Source organism: Streptomyces melanogenes, from assembly GCF_014649795.1.
GTDB lineage: Bacteria > Actinomycetota > Actinomycetes > Streptomycetales > Streptomycetaceae > Streptomyces > Streptomyces noboritoensis.
The window spans coordinates 244,825-260,113 of sequence record NZ_BMTS01000005.1 but is presented as its reverse complement, the minus strand read 5'-3'; the positions used below and the strand labels follow the sequence as shown (position 1 = coordinate 260,113).

15 protein-coding genes are annotated in these 15,289 nt (G+C 73.2%); 13 read left to right on the top strand and 2 right to left on the bottom strand.

Going from position 1 to position 15,289, the window contains the following annotated elements; translation table 11 throughout:
• Positions 1-4: 4 nt before the first annotated feature.
• The 5 genes from IE252_RS13595 (at position 5) to IE252_RS13575 (ending at position 5,887) form a co-directional block, all read left to right on the top strand.
• Complete coding sequence (locus IE252_RS13595) at positions 5-1,369, top strand: glutamine synthetase family protein (protein ID WP_190089626.1); 1,365 nt, start codon at positions 5-7, stop codon at positions 1,367-1,369.
• 8 nt (positions 1,370-1,377) lie between these two features.
• Positions 1,378-2,757 (top strand): aldehyde dehydrogenase family protein, encoded by a 1,380-nt coding sequence (locus tag IE252_RS13590; protein WP_229848318.1) that lies wholly within the window; start codon positions 1,378-1,380, stop codon positions 2,755-2,757.
• Positions 2,758-2,763: 6 nt separating this feature from the next.
• Positions 2,764-3,549 carry a 3-oxoacyl-ACP reductase gene (locus IE252_RS13585; protein ID WP_190089625.1) on the top strand — a complete coding sequence of 262 codons (786 nt, stop codon included), beginning with the start codon at positions 2,764-2,766 and terminating at the stop codon, positions 3,547-3,549.
• A 102-nt stretch (positions 3,550-3,651) separates the two neighbouring features.
• Positions 3,652-4,926: a haloacid dehalogenase-like hydrolase gene (locus IE252_RS13580; RefSeq protein WP_190089624.1), complete on the top strand. Its 1,275-nt coding sequence runs from the start codon at positions 3,652-3,654 to the stop codon at positions 4,924-4,926.
• Positions 4,927-4,948: 22 nt separating this feature from the next.
• Positions 4,949-5,887 (top strand): DUF2510 domain-containing protein, encoded by a 939-nt coding sequence (locus IE252_RS13575; protein ID WP_190089623.1) that lies wholly within the window; start codon positions 4,949-4,951, stop codon positions 5,885-5,887.
• Positions 5,888-5,902: 15 nt separating this feature from the next.
• Here the strand turns inward: IE252_RS13575 and IE252_RS13570 are convergent, their stop codons facing one another.
• On the bottom strand, positions 5,903-7,105 hold the full coding sequence (locus IE252_RS13570) for an amino acid deaminase/aldolase (protein ID WP_190089622.1): 1,203 nt from the start codon (positions 7,103-7,105) through the stop codon (positions 5,903-5,905).
• 182 nt (positions 7,106-7,287) lie between these two features.
• On the opposite strand from IE252_RS13570, the gene IE252_RS13565 reads away from it, so the two are divergent.
• From IE252_RS13565 to IE252_RS13555, 3 genes are all read left to right on the top strand, one after another.
• Positions 7,288-8,556, top strand: coding sequence for a hypothetical protein (locus IE252_RS13565; protein ID WP_190089621.1), 1,269 nt, complete (start codon positions 7,288-7,290; stop codon positions 8,554-8,556).
• The gene (gene mycP, locus IE252_RS13560) at positions 8,553-9,740 is read left to right on the top strand and encodes a type VII secretion-associated serine protease mycosin (protein WP_190089620.1); all 1,188 of its coding nucleotides are present in this window, start codon (positions 8,553-8,555) and stop codon (positions 9,738-9,740) included. Before IE252_RS13565 ends, mycP begins: the two co-directional genes overlap by 4 nt.
• A 223-nt stretch (positions 9,741-9,963) precedes the next feature.
• Complete coding sequence (locus IE252_RS13555; protein WP_190089619.1) at positions 9,964-10,701, top strand: SseB family protein; 738 nt, start codon at positions 9,964-9,966, stop codon at positions 10,699-10,701.
• 79 nt (positions 10,702-10,780) lie between these two features.
• Here the strand turns inward: IE252_RS13555 and IE252_RS13550 are convergent, their stop codons facing one another.
• Positions 10,781-11,146, bottom strand: coding sequence for a DUF1844 domain-containing protein (locus IE252_RS13550; protein WP_190089618.1), 366 nt, complete (start codon positions 11,144-11,146; stop codon positions 10,781-10,783).
• A 340-nt stretch (positions 11,147-11,486) separates the two neighbouring features.
• Here IE252_RS13550 and infC point away from each other — a divergent pair, with 340 nt between their 5' ends.
• The 5 genes from infC to IE252_RS13525 all read left to right on the top strand — a co-directional run bounded on the left by infC (position 11,487) and on the right by IE252_RS13525 (position 15,176).
• Entirely contained in the window at positions 11,487-12,158 is a 672-nt protein-coding gene (infC, locus tag IE252_RS13545; RefSeq protein ID WP_190089817.1) for a translation initiation factor IF-3, read from the top strand.
• A 100-nt stretch (positions 12,159-12,258) separates the two neighbouring features.
• A complete protein-coding gene (gene rpmI, locus IE252_RS13540) occupies positions 12,259-12,453 on the top strand; it encodes a 50S ribosomal protein L35 (protein ID WP_030754426.1) in 195 nt (64 codons plus the stop codon).
• A gap of 105 nt (positions 12,454-12,558) precedes the next feature.
• Positions 12,559-12,942 (top strand): 50S ribosomal protein L20, encoded by a 384-nt coding sequence (rplT, locus tag IE252_RS13535; RefSeq protein ID WP_003970214.1) that lies wholly within the window; start codon positions 12,559-12,561, stop codon positions 12,940-12,942.
• A gap of 190 nt (positions 12,943-13,132) precedes the next feature.
• Positions 13,133-13,969: a TrmH family RNA methyltransferase gene (locus tag IE252_RS13530; RefSeq protein ID WP_190089617.1), complete on the top strand. Its 837-nt coding sequence runs from the start codon at positions 13,133-13,135 to the stop codon at positions 13,967-13,969.
• Between the two features lie 82 nt (positions 13,970-14,051).
• Positions 14,052-15,176 carry a sensor histidine kinase gene (locus IE252_RS13525; protein WP_190089616.1) on the top strand — a complete coding sequence of 375 codons (1,125 nt, stop codon included), beginning with the start codon at positions 14,052-14,054 and terminating at the stop codon, positions 15,174-15,176.
• Positions 15,177-15,289: the final 113 nt, after the last annotated feature.

Below are 15,289 nucleotides of genomic sequence, written 5' to 3'. Positions count from 1 at the left end.
TCCCGTGGCAGACCGCACACCCCCGCTCGACATCGAGGCGCTGCGCGCCCTCGTAGAGAGCGGCGAGATCGACACTGTGGTCCTGGCGTTCCCCGATATGCAAGGGCGGCTCCAGGGCAAGCGGTTCGCCGCACGATTCTTCCTCGACGAGGTCGCGGCCCACGGCACCGAGGGCTGCAACTACCTGCTCGCCGTGGACACCGAGATGAACACCGTCGACGGGTACGCCATGTCGTCCTGGGAGCGGGGGTACGGCGACTTCGCCATGCACCCCGACCTCGCGACCCTGCGCCGCGTCCCCTGGAACGAGGGCACCGCGCTGCTGATCGCGGACCTCGGCTGGAACGACGGCTCGCCCGTCGTCGCCGCCCCGCGCCAGATCCTGCGCCGCCAGCTCGACCGGCTCGCCGAGCTCGGCCTGACCGCCCAGGTCGGCACCGAGCTGGAGTTCATCGTCTTCCGGGACAGCTACGAGCAGGCCTGGGACGCGGACTACCGGGGCCTGACCCCGGCCAACCAGTACAACATCGACTACTCGGTGCTCGGCACCGGCCGGATCGAGCCGCTGCTGCGCCGCATCCGCAACGAGATGGCGGCCGCGGGCCTGACCGTCGAGTCCGCCAAGGGCGAGTGCAACCCGGGCCAGCACGAGATCGTGTTCCGCTACGACGAGGCCCTGGTCACCTGCGACCAGCACGCCGTCTACAAGACCGGCGCCAAGGAGATCGCCTCCCAGGAGGGCGTCTCGCTCACCTTCATGGCGAAGTACAACGAGCGCGAGGGCAACTCCTGCCACATCCACCTCTCGCTCACCGACGAGGAGGGCCGCAACGTCATGCAGGGCGACGGGCCCGAGGGCATGTCGGACCTGATGCGCCACTTCCTCGCGGGCCAGCTGGCCGCGCTGCGGGACTTCTCGCTGCTGTACGCGCCGAACATCAACTCCTACAAGCGCTTCCAGCCCGGCTCCTTCGCGCCCACCGCCGTCGCCTGGGGCTACGACAACCGCACCTGCGCGCTGCGGGTCGTCGGCCACGGCCGCTCGCTGCGGTTCGAGAACCGGCTGCCCGGCGGCGACGTCAACCCGCACCTCGCGGTCGCCGGACTCGTCGCGGCGGGCCTGTACGGCGTCGAGCAACGGCTTGAGCTGCCGGACGCCTGTACCGGCAACGCCTATGCCGGCGACTACGAGCACGTCCCGACCACCCTGCGCGAGGCCGCCGAGCTGTGGGAGAACAGCCCCATCGCCAAGGCCGCCTTCGGGGACGAGGTGGTCGCGCACTACCGCAACATGGCGCGCGTCGAGCTGGACGCCTTCGACGCCGCGGTGACCGACTGGGAGCTCCGCCGCTCCTTCGAACGCCTGTGAGGCCCCCGTTGTCCGATGCGTACGACCTGACCGAGCACCAGGTGCTCAACCCGGCGACGGAGGAGGTCATCGCGACCGTCCCCGCCGCCACCGCCGCCGACGTGGACGCGGCGGTCGCGCGGGCCGCGCGGGCGCAGGCGAAGTGGGCGGCGCTCGCCCCCGCCGACCGCGCCCGGCTGCTGCGCCGCTTCGCCGCCGCCGTCGACGACCACCTCGAAGAGCTGGCCCAGTTGGAGGTCCGCGAGGCCGGGCACACCGTCGGCAACGCCCGCTGGGAGGCGGGCAACGTCCGCGACCTGCTCGACTACGCGGCCGGGGGAGTGGAGCGCCTGACCGGGCGTCAGATCCCGGTCGCGGGCGGTCTGGACATCACGATCCTGGAGCCGCTCGGCGTCGTCGGCGTCATCGCGCCCTGGAACTTCCCGATGCCGATCGCCGCCTGGGGCACCGCCCCCGCGCTCGCGGCCGGCAACGCGGTGATCCTCAAGCCCGCCGAGACCACCCCGCTCACCGCCCTGCGCCTCGCCGAACTCGCCCTGGCGGCGGGCCTGCCCGAGCACCTCTTCCAGGTGCTGCCGGGCGCCGGCGCCGTCGCGGGCGACGCGCTGGTCGAGCACCCCGGCGTCGCCAAGATCGTGTTCACCGGCTCCACCCGCGTCGGCAAGCAGATCATGGCCAAGTGCGCCCAGCGGGTGAAGCGGGTCACCCTCGAACTCGGCGGCAAGAGCGCCAACCTCGTCTTCGCGGACGCCGACGTCGAGGCCGCCGCCGCGGCCGCCCCGATGTCCTTCCTCGACAACAGCGGCCAGGACTGCTGCGCCCGCACCCGCATCCTCGTCCAGCGCCCGGTCTACGACCGCTTCCTGGAGCTCCTCGCCCCCGGCATCGAGTCCGTGGTGGTCGGCGACCCGGCCGACGAGAAGACCCAGATGGGCCCGCTGATCTCGCGGACCCAGCTGGAGCGGGTGCGCGCGTACGTCCCCGGCGACCTGCCGGGCATCCGGGGCACCGCCCCCGAGGGCCCCGGCTTCTGGTTCGCGCCCACCGTCGTCACCGGCGCCGCGCCCGACGCCCCCGTGGCGGTCGAGGAGGTCTTCGGGCCGGTCGCGGTCGTCCTGCCCTTCGACGACGAGGCCGACGCCGTACGGCTGGCCAACGCGACCGAGTACGGCCTGTCCGGTTCGATCTGGACCCGTGACGTGGGGCGCGCGCTGCGCGTGTCCGGCGCCGTCGCGGCGGGCAACCTCTCCGTCAACTCGCACTCCAGCGTGCGCTACTGGACCCCCTTCGGCGGCTACAAGCAGTCCGGACTCGGCCGTGAGCTCGGCCCGGACGCGCTGGCCGCCTTCACCGAGACCAAGAACGTCTTCATCAGCACGGAGGCCTGAGCACCCATGACCAAAGCGAACAACGTCTGCCGCCGCCTGGTCGGCCGTACCGCCGTCATCACCGGAGCCGGCAGCGGCATCGGTCTGGCGGCCGCGCGCCGGCTCGCCTCCGAGGGCGCCCACGTGGTCTGCGGCGACATCGACGAGGCGGCCGCCAAGAAGGCCGCGGACGAGGTCGGCGGGCTCGCCGTGCGCGTCGACGTCACCGACGCCGAGCAGGTCGACGCGCTCTTCAAGGCCGCGTACGACACCTACGGCAGCGTCGACATCGCCTTCAACAACGCGGGCATCTCGCCCCCCGACGACGACTCCATCCTGGAGACGGGCCTGGAGGCCTGGAAGCGGGTCCAGGAGGTCAATCTGACCTCGGTGTACCTGTGCTGCAAGGCGGCCATCCCGTACATGCGCGAGCAGCGCCGGGGCTCGATCATCAACACCGCCTCCTTCGTGGCCCGGATGGGCGCGGCGACCTCGCAGATCTCCTACACCGCGTCCAAGGGCGGCGTCCTCGCCATGTCGCGCGAGCTGGGCGTGCAGTTCGCCCGCGAGGGCATCCGCGTCAACGCGCTCTGCCCGGGGCCGGTCAACACCCCGCTGCTCCAGGAACTGTTCGCCAAGGACCCGGAGCGGGCCGCGCGGCGGCTGGTGCACATCCCGCTGGGCCGGTTCGCCGAGGCCGACGAGATCGCCGCCGCCGTGGCCTTCCTGGCCAGCGACGACTCCTCGTTCGTCAACGCGACCGACTTCCTGGTGGACGGCGGAATCTCCGGCGCTTACGTGACCCCGCTCTAGGCGTTCACCTGTACTCCACCACCCCGACAGCCGGGCGTCGCACGACGCCCGGCTGTTCTGTCTACCGTCCCCGTTGATCTTCCCTTCGTCACAGGAGCGTTCATGCAGAGTGCACGTCGTTGGCAGGCCGCGGCCGCCGCCCTGGCGATCGCGGGCAGCGCCTTCGCCGCCGCCCCCACCGCCCAGGCGCGGACCGGCGCGTGCCCCGAACTCACCGTGACGCAGGGCTGGTACGGGCAGAACAAGGCCCGCCTCCAGGAGCTCGTCGACACCTACGGCAGGTGCGGCGGCGGCGCGGCCCGGGCCAAGGGCCACAAGTCCGTCGCGGTCTTCGACTGGGACAACACCGTCGTCAAGAACGACGTCGGTGACGCCACGATGTACTGGATGCTGCGCCACTCCAAGATCCGCCGCCCGCTGCACGGCGACTGGCACACCACCAGCCGCTACCTCACCGATCCGGCGGCCACCGCACTCGCCGCCGCCTGCCCGTCGGGCGCCACCACCCTGCCCACCGCCACCGACACCCGCTGCGCCGACGAGATACGCACGGTCTACGGGGACGGGAAGACGACCGGGGGTGCCACCGCCTTCGCGGGCTGGGACCGGCGCACGATCGAGCCGCAGTACGCCTGGCTCGCCCAGCTGATGAGCGGCTGGCACACCGCCGACGTCCGCTCCTTCGCCCGGGCCGCCCGCGCCGAGAACCTGGCCGCGCCGATCGGCGCCGAGCAGCAGGTCGGCACGGCGAAGGTGACGGGCTGGGTGCGCTACTACGACCAGCAGCGCGATCTGGTCCGCACCCTCCAGAAGGCCGGGTTCGACGTCTGGATCACCTCGGCGTCGCCCGAGCCGGTGGTCGACGTGTGGGCGGGCGGCGTCGGTATCGCGCCGGACCACGCCATCGGCATCCGCCCGGTCACCTCGCACGGGCGGATCACCCCGCACCTCAAGGGCTGCGGCTCGGTCGCGGACGGCGAGGACGCGATGATCACGTACATCGACGGAAAGCGGTGCTGGATCAACCAGGAGGTGTTCGGGGTGCGCGGGCCCGCCGCCGAGCGGGTGCAGCCCGCCGCGCGGCGCCAGGTCTTCGCGGCGGGCGACTCCGACACGGACGTCTCCTTCCTGCGCGACGCGACCGGCCTGCGGCTCGTCCTGAACCGCAACAAGAACGAGCTGATGTGCCGGGCGTACGACAACGGCGACGGCCGCTGGCTCGTGAACCCGATGTTCATCCAGCCCAAGGGCCGCAAGAGCGCCGCCTACCCGTGCGCGACCACCGCGTACACCGACCACGACGGCACCCCCGCCCCGGTCCGCCGGGCCGACGGCACGGTCGTACCGGACCAGAAGGACACGGTGTACGGCGGCTGAACCGCCGTTCTAGGGTGGCCCGATGAGCATGACGACACCGCCTGGTTGGTACCCGGATCCGGGCACCCCCGTGCTGGAGCGCTGGTGGGACGGGACCGCCTGGACCGGGCACACCAGGGCCGCAGGTCAGGCGGTGCCGCCCGCGCCGCCGACCGTTCCGCTGGGGCCCGTCGCGCCGCAGCCCCGGCCGCGCGGCCGGGGCCCGGTGGTCGCCGCGGCCGTGGCCGCCGCGGTGCTCGTCACGGCGCTGGTGGCCGGGGTGATCGTCCTGAACGGGGACGACGGGGAGCCGAAGGCCGACGCCGCACCCGGCGGCGCGACGACCAAGTCGACAGTCGCACCGACGCAGAGCACGGCCCCCGCGCCGCAGCCCTCGCCCAGCGACGACCCGAACCTCCTGGTCGACCAGCTCAACGGCATCACCCTGCCGGTCCTGCCGGGCTGGGAGAAGGCCGAGTCCAGGATCGACGGCCTGCCCACGATGCAGACCAAGGACACCTTCGACTGCCCGGGCGACGCGGGCGCGTTCTGCCACCACGCCTGGGTCAACACCCGTACGCCGACCCGTACCGACCTCAGGACCGCCGAGGCGCTCGCCAAGCACGACATCGCTGACGCGGCCGACGCAGCCTTCAAGGAGGACGCCGTCGGCCGTCAGCGATACGGCGGGATCGTCTCGCACCGCGAGGTGAGGTCCGGGTCCGTCGTCGTCGCCGGGCGCACCGGGTACCTGGTGCGCTGGAGCGTGAAGACGGGCGCGGGGCCCGGCGGCCATGTGCAGTCGCTGGCCTTCCCGTCGAGCGTCGGCAGCGAATCGATGATCGTCATCCGGTTCGCCTTCGACGCGGGGAAGGGCGCCCCGCCGCTCGCCGTCCTCGACAAGATCACCTCGGGGATCCGGGTCCTCGGCGGCCAGGAGAACGGCGGGGTCGGCAGCAGCGTGGCGCCACCGGGTCTGTGACCCGGCCCCGGGGCCTCAGAGGAAGGTGCGCCCCTCGCCCCGGTACGTGGGCACGGTCGCGGTGACGCGGTCGCCCTCCACCAGGTGCAACTCGTCGAACCGCTCGCACAGTTCACCGGCCTTGGCGTGCCGGAACCACACCTTGTCCCCGATCAGCAGATCGTCGGCGGCGGTGCCGAGCAGCGGCGTCTGCACCTCCCCGGCACCCTCCTGCGGGTCGTAGCGCAGCCCCTCGGGGAGGTACGGGACGGGCAGCCGGTCCACGCCCGCCGCCCCGGACGCGGGGTAGCCGCCGCCGAGCACGGTGACGACGCCCACGCCCGGGCGGCGCACCACGGGCAGGGCGAAGAGCGCGGCGGGGCGCCCGGTGAACGACGTGTAGTTGTCGAAGAGCCGCGGCACGTACAGCCCCGACCCGGCGGCGATCTCCGTGACGGCGTCCTCGGCGGCGGTGTGCTGCACGCTCCCCGTCCCGCCGCCGTTGACGAACTCCAGGTCGGGTGCGACTGCCCGGACCGCCCGCACCACCTCGGCCCGGCGGGCCGCGAGCTCCTTGCGCGCGGCGGTCTGCATCAGCCGGATCGCCCGCGACCGCACCGGCCGCCCCGCGATGTCGTCCCCGACCCCGGCGACATGCCCCTCGTACGCCATCAGCCCGACCAGCCGGAAGCCCGGACGGCGGACGACCGCACGGGCGAGCTCGGCGAGCTGCGCGGGCTCGCGCAGCGGGGACCGGCGGGCGCCGACCCGTACGCGCCCGCCGAGCAGTTGGAGCGAGGTGTCCAGTTCCAGACAGATCCGTACGGGCAGGTCGGCGCGGTCCCGGGCCCGGTCGATGAGGTCGAGCTGGGCGGGGTCGTCGACCATGACGGTGATCGCGGCCGCCAGCTTGGGGTCGGCGGCGAGCTCCGCGAAGCGGTCCCGGTCGGCGGACGGATACGCGAGGAGAACGTCCTCGAACCCGGCCCGGGCCAGCCAGATCGACTCCGCCAGCGTGAACGACATGATCCCGGCGAACCCGTCCCTGGCCAGCACCCGTTCGAGCAGCGCCCGGCAGCGCACGGACTTGCTGGCGACCCGGATCGGCTTGCCCTGGGCGCGCCGGACCAGGCCGTCGGCGTTGGCGTCGAACGCCTCCAGATCCACGAGCGCGAGCGGGGCGTCGAGTAGGGCGGTGGCCCGGTCGTACCGGGCCCGGTCTGCGGCGCGGGGAGTCATGCGCAGAGCCTGCCAGAACGGCTTACCCGGGGGTAGGGGGACGAGTCGGTGCAGATGCCCCGACCACGGACCACCGCCCTGCCACCCCGCCCCAGCCCGTAAAGTAGCGCCCACGCGGCGACGAACGGCCCTGCCGGCCAAGCCGATCCGCAGCGCACGCACGAGGGGCACGAGGGGGGCCATTGACCACGGACGCACAACGCCCCCCGGCCGCGACGCGCCACCCCGAGGAGACCGACCCGGCCCGCGACACCGCGCCGTTCCCGGCCTCGGACGAGCCCTCCGCCCCCGCGCGCCCGGTCCTCCCAAGGGGCGCGGGGAACTGCGCGCCCAGCCCGCACCGGCCCGCAGACGAAGCACCCGGCCGACCACCGACCACCTCCGCGCCCCGCCGCGCCGACGCGTCGCCGCGTTCGGCCATCGACCTCCTGGACGCGGCCCTGGCGCCCCGGCCGCGCATACCCGCGAAGCCCCCGACGGCTCCGGCGGCCGTGCGCCCGGCCGCGCCGACGCGCACCTCCCCGCAGCCCGCGCGCCCGCCCCTCCCGCCGCACCCCGCCCCGACCCGGCCCCCGGCCCCGCCGACGCCACCCCCGCCCGCCGGGCCCACGCCCGTCATGGCCCCGCCCGCCGCCCCGCCGTTCCCCGGAACGGTCCCGCACCCCGTGCCGCCCATACCCGTCGCCGCGCCCTCGGTCCGGCGCCGGGGCCGGGTCGTCGCGGCCGCCGTCTGCCTCGTGCTGGGGATCGGGCTGCTCGGGGGCGCCGCCGCCGGGAGCTGGCTGAGCGGGGGGTCCGGGGGAGCGGACGCGCACGGGGGGTACACCGCCGCCCGCGAGATGTGGCACAACACCCCCGTGGACACCCTCTTCCCGCCGACCCTCAACGGCAGCGGCGCCGGGCCGGGCGGCGCCGACCGCGTGTGGACCCGCATCGGGGTCGCGCCCGACGCCGGGTGCGCCGGGGCGCTCGACCCGCTGCTGCTCAAGGCGCTCCAACCCGTCGGCTGCGTACGGCTGTTGCGCGCCACGTACACCGACGCCAGCTCCTCCGCCGTCACCACCGTCGGGCTGGTCTTCACCGAGGCCGACGCCGACGCGATGGGCGCGCTGCGCACCCGGTTCAGCGACGAGTCGCTCGGCGACCGCGACGACCTGATGCCGCGCCCGTACGCCGTCGCGGGCACCCCCGCCGCCCGGTTCGGCGACAAGCAGCGGGCGAGCTGGACCGTACGCGTCCTCACCGACGCCCCCGTCGTCGTCTACTCCGTCACCGGCTTCGCCGACGCCCGTACCGTCACCGCCCCCCAGCCCGCCGACCGCGCCCTCGACGAGGGCGCGACGGAGGCACCCGTCGAGGCGGGGCTCACCTACGACGCCAAGGGCATCGCGGACCGGGTGGAACGGGCCCTGCGCAAGACCGCCGCCACCGGAACGAAGAAGCCGTCATGACCACGCCCCGCCGTACGCCCCGGCGTGCCGCCGCCCTCGCCGCCGCGGCCTCGCTCGCGCTGCTCCTGCCCGCCGCGCCCGCGCACGCGGACGCCATCCGGGACCGCCAGTGGGAGCTCGCCGCCATGCACACCGAGCAGGCGTGGCGGACGACCAAGGGCAAGGGCATCACCGTCGCCGTACTCGACACCGGGGTCGACGCCACCCACCCCGACCTCGCCGGACAGGTCCTCACCGGCAAGGACCTCGTCGGCTTCGGGGCCGGTCGCGGCAGCCGCGACTGGGCCCGGCACGGTACCGCCATGGCCGGGATCATCGCGGGCCACGGACACGGGCCGGGCAGAGGAGATGGCGTCCTCGGCATCGCCCCCGAGGCCAGGATCCTGCCGGTCCGGGTGATCCTCGAATCCACCGACCCGGCGCGCAAGAAGGCCCGCGAGTCACGCGGCGGCGCACTCGCCGAGGGCATCCGCTGGGCCGCCGACCACGGCGCCGACGTCATCAACCTCTCGCTCGGCGACGACAGCGCCTCCGCGCACCCCGAGCCCTCCGAGGACGCCGCCATCCAGTACGCCCTCTCCCGGGGCGCCGTCGTCGTCGCCTCCGCGGGCAACGGCGGCGAACAGGGCGACCACGTCTCCTACCCCGCCGCCTACCCGGGCGTCATCGCCGTCGCCGCCGTCGACCGCTACGGCACGCACGCCGCCTTCTCCACCCGCCGGTGGTACGCCACCGTCTCCGCGCCCGGCGTGGACGTGGTGATAGCGGACCCGGACCGCAAGTACTACGAGGGCTGGGGCACCAGCGCGGCCTCCGCCTTCGTCTCCGGCGCCGTCGCCCTGGTCCGCGCGGCCCACCCCGGCCTCTCCCCGGCCCAGATCAAGACCCTGCTCGCGGACACCGCCCGCAACGCGCCCAAGGGCGGCCGCGACGACGCCCGCGGCTACGGCAGCGTCGACCCGGCCGCCGCCCTCGCCGAGGGCGCCCGCCTCAAGCCCGAGGTCCGGACGAACACGGCGACCGGTCGCGCCCGCACGTACTTCGGCGCGGGCCCCGACAAGGAGAAGGGCGACGACCACCGCGGCGACTGGCTCGCCGCCCTCGCCGCGGCCGCGGGCGCCCTCCTCCTCACCGCGTCCCTGACCCTGTGGCGCGGCAGCCGCACGGAACACGCGGGAGCGTGAGTGGCTGGGCCCCGTTCGTCTGCGGACCGTGGTGGGTTGCTCGCGCAGTTCCCCGCGCCCCTAAATGCGCCCCTTCGGGGCGCCCCAGGGGATGCCGCGCAGCGGCATTTAAGGGGCGCGGGGAACTGCGCGACCAGCCACCTACGGTCCGCAGACGAAGCCACGCCCACTACGTGATTCCCCTGGTGCGGGGGCCGGGGCCGACCCCGGATAGGCTCGGGGCGTGGCGCTCAAGAACATCCCGGACCCCGGTTTCTCCGACGACGACGGCACCGCCGACCCCGAACTCACGGCGGCGCTCGCCGCCTGGGCCGAGGACCGGGGCAGCGGCGCGGCCCAGTCGCGCGTCCTCGCCGCGCTCAAGGGCGCCCGCCTGCTCGTCCCCGTCGTCGCCGTGCTCGGCGAGGTGGAGACCGACGAGAACGGGCTTCGCCGCGAGAAGACCAGCGACATGGCCGTCCCCACCCTCACCGCGGGCGACCGCAAGGCGCTGCCCGCCTTCACCTCGCTCGCCTCGCTCGCGCTGTGGGACCCGGAGGCCCGGCCCGTCGCCGTACCGCTGCACCAGGCGCTCCAGGCCGCCGCGCACGAGCGGGCCGACACGGTCGTCCTCGATCTGGCGGGGCCCGTCGCGTACGAACTGAAGGGCGGCGCGCTGCTCGCCCTCGCCGAGGGGCGCACCAGCGCGGACCCGCTCGACGACCCGGCGGTCATCGAGGCCGTGCGCACGGCGGTCGCCGCCGAACCGGCCGTCCTGCGCGCCCACCTCGGCCCCGGCAGCGCCGACGGCACGCTCGCCCTGGTCCTCGCCGAGGGCGCGGTGCCGGCCGACGCCGCCCGCCGGGTCGTCGAGCTGCTCGCCGCCGACGAGGTGCTGCGCGCCCGGCTCGTCCAGGGCCTCGACCTGGCCCTGCTCCCGGCCGCGGCCCCGCAGCCCAACGAGCCCCTGTTCACGCGCTGAGCGTGTACGGGCCAGGCATGAAGAAGCGCCCCCGGTTCGTCCGGAGGCGCTTCGCTTCGTACGGGTGGAGGAGCGGCGACTAGCCGTACACCGGGCCCGTGTACTTCTCGCCCGGGCCCTGGCCCGGCTCGTCCGGGACGACCGACGCCTCGCGGAAGGCGAGCTGGAGGGACTTGAGGCCGTCGCGCAGCGGGGCGGCGTGGAACGAGCTGATCTCGGTGGTGCTGGCGTCGAGCAGACCGGCCAGCGCGTGCACGAGCTTGCGGGCCTCGTCCAGGTCCTTGTGCTCGTCGCCCTCCTCCGTCAGTCCGAGCTTGACCGCGGCGGCGCTCATCAGGTTCACGGCGACCGTGACGATCACCTCGACGGCCGGGACCTCCGCGATGTCGCGGGTCATGGTGTCGAAGTCGGTGGTCCCGGAGGACTGGGGGGAGGTCTCACTCATGCCCCACACGATAGGCGCTGCGGTGTTGTGCACACGATTGGCCCCCGTGCCCGGGTGCTGCTAACCTTGTGTAACGACCGGCCAGGCACTCCCATGTGCCCGGCCCACAAGTGGAGGCTCCGATCTCCCACCTGACTGCCCTCCGGGGCGGCGGGTCATCCGGTCAGACGGCCGCCATCGTTCCGTACGGACGATGGAGCCGTCCGATGTGCGCCCCGCGGTTGACCGCGGCGGTGCTCCGGTTGTCCATGGAGCCCCGCCTGTGTCCCGACGGGGCATTTTTCATGTGCCACGGCGGTTGGTCCGAGTGAAGACATACGCGGCTGTCTGCCGGACAGGCGTGTGGTGCTACCGAGGAGGATCCATCAGCGCCGAGCCCCGCATCAACGACCGGATTCGCGTTCCCGAAGTGCGACTTGTCGGTCCCAGCGGCGAGCAGGTCGGGATTGTTCCGCTTGCCAAGGCCCTGGAGCTCGCACAGGAGTACGACCTGGACCTGGTCGAGGTCGCGGCGAACGCCCGTCCGCCCGTGTGCAAGCTCATGGACTACGGGAAGTTCAAGTACGAGTCGGCCATGAAGGCCCGTGAGGCGCGCAAGAACCAGGCGCACACGGTCATCAAGGAGATGAAGCTCCGGCCGAAGATCGACCCGCACGACTATGACACCAAGAAGGGTCACGTCGTCCGGTTCCTCAAGCAGGGCGACAAGGTCAAGATCACGATCATGTTCCGTGGTCGCGAGCAGTCCCGGCCGGAGCTCGGCTACCGACTGCTGCAGCGTCTCGCGGAGGACGTCCAGGACCTCGGTTTCGTCGAGTCGAACCCGAAGCAGGACGGCCGGAACATGATCATGGTCCTCGGTCCGCACAAGAAGAAGACCGAGGCGATGGCCGAAGCCCGCGAGGCGCAGGCCGCCCGCAAGGCGGAGCGTCAGGGTCAGCCCGCCGCCGAGGACGGCTCCGTCGAGGAGCCCGTCGTCGAGGCGTCGGCCGAGGAACCTGCCGAGGCCTGATTCCCGGGCAGCCAGCCCAGGACAACCGATACATATGACGCTCCCGCGCGCCGGTCCCCGGACCGGCTGGGGGCGCCACTGACGAGGAGATAACGGCGCTATGCCGAAGAACAAGTCGCACAGCGGTGCCAGCAAGCGCTTCAAGATCACCGGCTCCGGCAAGGTGCTCCGTGAGCGTGCCGGCAAGCGCCACCTGCTCGAGCACAAGTCGTCCAAGCTGACGCGTCGCCTCACCGGCAACGCCGAGATGGCCCCGGGCGACGCCAAGAAGATCAAGAAGCTTCTCGGCAAGTGACGTTCCTCCGCCTCCGGTGACCGGAGGCGGGACGTCGAGACCGGGACCTATTCGAATTCGGGCCGTGTGAATACGCACCACGGCCCCGCTACAAGGAGTTAACAAGTGGCACGCGTCAAGCGGGCAGTCAACGCCCACAAGAAGCGCCGGGCGATCCTCGAGGCGGCCTCCGGCTACCGCGGTCAGCGTTCGCGCCTGTACCGCAAGGCCAAGGAGCAGGTCACCCACTCGCTGGTCTACAACTACAACGACCGCAAGAAGCGCAAGGGCGACTTCCGTCAGCTGTGGATCCAGCGCATCAACGCCGCTGCCCGCCAGAACGGCATGACGTACAACCGCCTCATCCAGGGTCTGAAGGCCGCCAACATCGAGGTGGACCGCAAGATCCTGGCCGAGCTCGCGGTCAACGACGCCAACGCGTTCGCCGCGCTCGTCGAGGTGGCCCAGAAGGCGCTGCCGAGCGACGTCAACGCCCCGAAGGCCGCGTAAGCGCCTGACGGCTTGTTGAGCCGGACCGGACCCGCAGGCCATCGGCCTGCGGGTCCGTGCGTTCCGGTGGCCCCGGCCCCGTTCGTCCGCGGGCTGTGGTGGGTTGCTCGCGCAGTTCCCCGCGCCCCTCAAATGCCGCTGCGCGGCATCCGCTTCTTCAGGGCCCCCGCCCCCTCGTAGAGAGAACCCCATGCCCACGCCCGAGCTGATCTCCCCCCGCTCCCCCCGCGTCGCCGCCGCCAGGCGGCTCGCGCGGCGTAACTTCCGGGGGAAGGAGCGGCGGTTCATCGCCGAGGGGCCGCAGGCCGTGCGGGAGGCCGTGGAGCACCGGGTCGGCGGGGAGGCGACGCTCGTCGAGCTGTTCACCACCGTCGAGGCCGCGGAGCGGTACGCGGACATCGTGGCCGCCGCCCGCGACGCCGGGGCCCGGGTGCACTACGCGAACGACGAGGTGCTCGCCGAGGTCTCGCAGACCGTGACCCCCCAGGGGCTCGTCGGGGTCTGCCGCTTCCTGGACTCGCCGTTCGAGGAGATCCTCAAGGCGCGACCCAAACTCGTCGCCGTGCTCGCGCACGTCCGCGACCCCGGCAACGCCGGTACCGTACTGCGCTGCGCGGACGCCGCCGGCGCCGACGCGGTCGTCCTGACCGACGCCTCCGTCGACCTGTACAACCCCAAGTCCGTGCGCGCCTCGGTCGGTTCGCTCTTCCATCTGCCGGTGGCCGTCGGCGTACCCGTCGAGCAGGCTGTGCAAGGGCTGCGGGACGCCGGGGTGCGCATCCTCGCCGCCGACGGCGCGGGCGAGGACGACCTCGACGACGAGCTCGACGCGGGCACCATGGGCGGCCCCACCGCCTGGATCTTCGGCAACGAGGCCTGGGGCCTGCCGGAGGAGACCCGGGCGCTCGCGGACGCCGTGGTGCGCGTCCCGATCCACGGCAAGGCCGAGAGCCTCAACCTGGCGACCGCCGCCGCGGTGTGCCTGTACGCCTCGGCGCGGGCCCAGCGCACCCGTACTCCTCGCTGAGGGGGTCCGCACCGTCACCTCCAGCTAGTAGTGTGACGGGCTCGGGGGCCCACTGTGTGCTTCGGAGAGGTGGGATACGGGGATGGCTGTCGGCGTGAGGACCATCGGTGACAATGCCCTGGTGCGCCCTGCCGGTGGACCGGACGCCCTGGGGATAGACCCCGAGGACCTGCCCGACGGTCTCGTCGTCGCCGACGAGAAGGGCCGGGTCATCTGCTTCAACGCGGCCGCCGCCCGCATCACCGCCGTCTCCCAGCACGACGCGCTCGGCGTGGAGCTGGAGCGCGCCCTGCCCCTCGAAGACCTCAAGGGCCGCCGCTGGTGGCAGCTGACCGACCCGTACGGCGGCCTCGCCATCCGCGTCGGCCAGCCCGAGCGCAATCTGCTGCTGCCGGGCGGGCGCGAGGTGCTGGTCTCCGCGCGGTACGTGCGCGAGCACCCCACGGGCCCGGTGCGCCGGGTCGTGGTGAGCCTGCGCTCGACCGAGGCCCGGCGGCGCACCGAGCGCAGCCACGCCGAGCTGATCGCCACCGTCGCCCACGAACTGCGCTCGCCGCTGACCTCGGTCAAGGGGTTCACCGCCACGCTGCTCGCCAAGTGGGAGCGGTTCACGGACGACCAGAAGCGGCTGATGCTGGAGACCGTCGACGCCGACGCCAACCGCGTCACCCGGCTCATCGCCGAGCTGCTCGACATCTCCCGGATCGACTCCGGCCGTCTGGAGGTGCGCCGCCAGCCGGTGGACATAGCGGCCGCCGTCGGCCGCCACATCCAGGCCCATGTCGCCTCCGGGCAGGCCCCCGACCGCTTCCTCGTCCGCATCCAGCGCCCGCTGCCCGATCTGTGGGCGGATCCGGACAAGATCGACCAGGTCCTGGGCAACCTGCTGGAAAACGCGGTGCGCCACGGCGCGGGAACCGTCACCATCGAGGTGGCACCCGCGCCCGTCCGCATCGACGAGCACGACGAGAAGGGAACGGCCGTCACCGTGAGCGACGAAGGCCCCGGCATCCCCGAGGAGTCGATGGGCCGTGTCTTCACCCGCTTCTGGCGGGGCAGCAAACGCGGCGGCACCGGCCTCGGCCTCTACATCGTCAAGGGCATCGTCGAGGCGCACGGCGGCACCATCACCGTGGGCCGCGGCTCCGGCGGCGGCGCCGAGTTCCGATTTATCCTGCCCGTCGGCGCCCCGGCCTACCTCCAGTAAGGACCGCCGGGCAGCCCACGGGCGCATGTGCGTACCCGCACCCCGTTAGACTCGACCTTTGGCGCGTTTGTGTCCGTGTCGTCGCGCTCGCGCGGTCGAGTCGCTGTCGCGGT